At 67.9% G+C, this 3020-nt stretch carries 2 protein-coding genes; one reads left to right on the top strand and one right to left on the bottom strand.

Annotation, left to right across the window (positions count from 1 at the left end; genetic code table 11):
• A partial coding sequence (locus tag C1I97_RS34350; protein WP_146608391.1) for a helix-turn-helix domain-containing protein occupies positions 1 to 296 on the bottom strand: 296 nt, incomplete at its 3' end.
• Positions 297 to 879: 583 nt separating this feature from the next.
• Between C1I97_RS34350 and C1I97_RS34355 the strand changes: the two genes are divergently transcribed.
• The gene (locus tag C1I97_RS34355) at positions 880 to 1425 is read left to right on the top strand and encodes an SAM-dependent methyltransferase (RefSeq protein WP_111006904.1); all 546 of its coding nucleotides are present in this window, start codon (positions 880 to 882) and stop codon (positions 1423 to 1425) included.
• The last annotated feature ends 1595 nt before the right edge of the window (positions 1426 to 3020 follow it).

Below are 3020 nucleotides of genomic sequence, written 5' to 3' on the forward strand. Positions count from 1 at the left end.
AGCCCCGCCTCCCCCCGCGTCAAAAAGCACGCCGACCGCCGCAACGCTCCCGTGTTGCCCAGCGCCTCCTCCGCCCGCTCGACGAACGACTCGTCCGGCATCCGCCGCCCCAACTCCACCGACTCCACCGTGTGCTTGGAGAAGCGGACCAGCTCCCCGAGCTCCGCCCGGCTCAGCCCCGCGTGCTCGCGCAGCGCCTGGACGACAGCCCCGAACGTCCGCAGGCTGTCCGACGGGCCCGGTTCCCGCTCGCACTCCGCGCCAGCAGCCGCCGGTTCGACGTGGTCGGTCGTCATTCGAGGCCCACCTCCAGGTGCACACGTGCCAGTTCCCCCTGCTGGAGAACGACCAGAGTGGCCAACCCGAATTCGTACAGTCCACCGAACGTGTCCGTACGCTGACCCAGCGTACGGACCGGAGCAAGTGTTCCCGCCCGCCCAACCGGTCCCGAAGGCATCACCGACCGTTCCTGCACGCGACATTCCTCACGGCCGCGCTCGCCCTGCCGCACGGAAGGACATTGCCCGAGTGGAGGGCCGTGCTCGGGTCACTCCTTCTTGACGAAGCGGAACCAGCGCCCTTGGAAGTGGGCGAGCACGTCACTCTCATCTTGAACAAGGACGGCAGCCGCCAGCCGTGCTTCGTCACCTACTTCAACGAGCAGACTGGCCGACACGCCACCGCCCGATACCAAGTCCGCGGCACACAACCCTGACCGGCTATGGCTGAGCCGCCGGCGCAGTCAGACGAGGACTTGGTGCAGTTCCGGCCCTCTTGGGACTGCTCTCGGCCGACCCGCACGAGTGTGGCCTCATGCGGCACTAGGCGCTGGCCTGATGTGAGAGGGCAACAAGGCGCAGACGCCTACACTTGTCGCGCATGGTGGGCATGGCGGTTCCGGAGCGCATCAGGCAGGCGATCGCAGCGCTGGACGTGCGGCCATCCGACCGGCTGCTGGAGATCGGCTGCGGCGGCGGGGTCGCGGTCGCACTGGTCTGCCCGCTACTGACCACAGGCACGATCACGGCCGTCGACCGTTCCGCCACGGCTACGTCACGGGCCGTACGGCGCAACGAAGACGCGGTCCGGAACGGCCGGGTCAGAATCGCGACGACGGCATTCACCGAGTCGGGCCTGACGGCCGCGGGCCTCTCCGACCGACGCTTCGACAAGATCTTTGCGATCAACGTCAACCTGTTCTGGACCGGCCCGGCCCGCGCAGAACTGGCACTCGCCGCAGACCTCTTGGCTTCGGGCGGCGCCCTGTACGCCTTCTACGAGCCGCCGGGCGATCGCCTGGACGAGCTCGCCGAGAAGGTCACCGGCACTTTCACTGCGGGCGGATTCAGCGCAGAGGTGATCCGCGCGGCATCGATCGTGGGCATTGTGGGCCGCCCCAAGCTCACAGCTGAAGCCGGCCCCTGACCGCCTGCTCGACGTCGGCGGAGGCCCGGAACAGGGACTGGTGGCCGAGCAGTTGGGCCACCACCTTTCGATACACGCCCTGGATCGAATGAGACGGGACACTGGCAGGCTGCGGCCCTGCGGGACGGCCCGCCTTCGCGACGAGCGGTCATCCGGCCAGGCGCGGGAAGAGGCTTTCCGTGTTGCCCCGGTCGATGGCCCGGCGGGTGTCCGGGACAAGGGCGTAGGCGTCCATACGCAGCTGCGTGGTCTTGGGCGTCTCGCGCACTCTCCTGTCGAGTCGGGGCAACCGGCACACCGCCCCGAGGCCCTGCCCCAGCATGCCGGACGACCGGCCCGAGCGGCCGGTCCAACCGTACGCCACGTGAACGCCACGAACCGCGTCCGAACCGTCACGGCCCACGCCGAAAAGGGTCACCTCGTGTTCTTGGAGTCGCGTACGGGGACGCACTGTTGGACAGGTTCACGGAGTTCCGCGGAAAGAAGGCAATCGGCGAACGCGCCCTCGCACAGCGCATCTACAGTCGGCCGACGTGTTTTGGAGGGACGATCAGGCAGCCGTTCCCAGCCGCCGGCCCAGCCTTACCCGCGTTGAGCGCGGCGCGGACAACCGCGCCGCCCCGTCTTGCCCATCGCGTCTCCCCCGCCCGCGGCACATCCCGGTGGTGATCGGCGACACCATGATCTTGTCGGTGAATCCGTACGGCCGTGCGCGCTCAAGGGGTGCACTCCGCGAAACCGTGAACACTTTCCCGGAAAGTGCTCACGGTTTCGCAACGGGGGGGCCGAGCGGAGGGGAACCAGCGCCCTTGGAAGTGGGCGAGCACGTCACTCTCATCTTGAACGAGGACAGCAACCACTGTCCGTGCTTCGTCACCCACTTGAAGGAGCAGACTGGCCGGCACGCCACCGCCCGGTACCAAGTCCGCGGCACACGATCCTGACCGGCTACCGCTGATTCGCCGGCGCAGCCAGGCGAGGACTTGGTGCAGCTCCGGCCGTATCGGGACTACTCTCCGCCGGTCCGCACAAGTGAGCTGTTGTCCCCACAGGTGTAGACGCGGCGTGCGTTCTTCTCGATCTTGCGCCTGACCTCCTGACTGAGGTCGACGCCCTGCATCTCGGCGATCGCGGCCAGGTAGAGGAAGACGTCGGCGAGCTCCTCCCCGTGGCCGGAGCTGAGGCCCTCGCCGCCTGCTCCCTCCGTGAAGAGTCCTGCATTCTCCGCGAGGAGTCCGTTTACTCTCCGCGTGGAAGTGTTGCTTCTTCGTAGACCGACGGCTCCCCCGGGGTTCCCCAGGAAGCCCTCTCGAGAGGAAAAGCCTCACCTACGCACGGTGCAGCGCCCGGACGACGCGGTGAGAGCGGTGCTCGCCCGCCTCGACGGTCGGTGACCGGGACGGGCACCGAGAACGTAGCCGCCGTCACGGCGTTCCGCCGTCAGTGACTTCCCAGGGCGGGGTCCAGTTGTCGGCGTACGGGCTGTAGTGCAGAGGTATGTACGGGCTGATGTGCAGAGCTTGAGTCCGGGTCAGCTGACGGCGGTGATGCCGCCTTCGATGGCGGTGAGGCGGTTCTTCAGCCGGTAGCTGGCG

Origin of the sequence: Streptomyces sp. NTH33 (assembly GCF_003236365.1) — a bacterium.
GTDB lineage: Bacteria > Actinomycetota > Actinomycetes > Streptomycetales > Streptomycetaceae > Streptomyces.

Bases quoted from the DNA above. Each gene is read 5' to 3' on its own strand.
- C1I97_RS34355 (WP_111006904.1), top strand. From the start codon at position 880: ATGGTGGGCATGGCGGTTCCGGAGCGCATCAGGCAGGCGATCGCAGCG.